The organism is Alcanivorax sp. HI0083 (assembly GCF_001635175.1).
Map to the genome: position 1 here is coordinate 1 of NZ_LWFX01000501.1, position 408 is coordinate 408.

1 protein-coding gene is annotated in these 408 nt (G+C 60.3%); it reads right to left on the bottom strand.

The genetic code is table 11. The features are described 5' to 3' along the window. The coding region (gene ccsA / locus A3754_RS05150; protein ID WP_197468475.1) for a cytochrome c biogenesis protein CcsA at nucleotides 1-408 on the bottom strand (408 nt) is incomplete at both ends.

A 408-nucleotide genomic window follows, 5' to 3' on the forward strand; every position in this document is an offset into this window, starting at 1 on the left:
ATCAGCATGGAGGTCATGCGGGCATCCCACTGCCAGTAGGTGCCCCAGGTGGGCTTGCCCCACAGCGCGCCAGTGGCCAGGGAAATGGCCGCCAGGGCCGCACCGAAAGGGGCAATGGCCTTCATCATCACTTCGGCCATTTTCATTCGCCAGACCACGGCCACCAGGCCCGCCACGCCCATGGCCATGTAGCCCATCAACGCACCGCTGGACGCAGGCACATGAATAAAGATGATCCGGTAACTGTTGCCCTGCTGATAATCACTGGGGGCAAACGCCAGCCCCCAGACGATGCCCACGGTAAACACCAGCAGCGCAATGGGCGTCAGCCACGGCAGTAGCGCAGAACTGAACGTATAGAAATAACGCGGCGAACCGAGCATGTGGTACCAGCGTTTTATCGTTTGC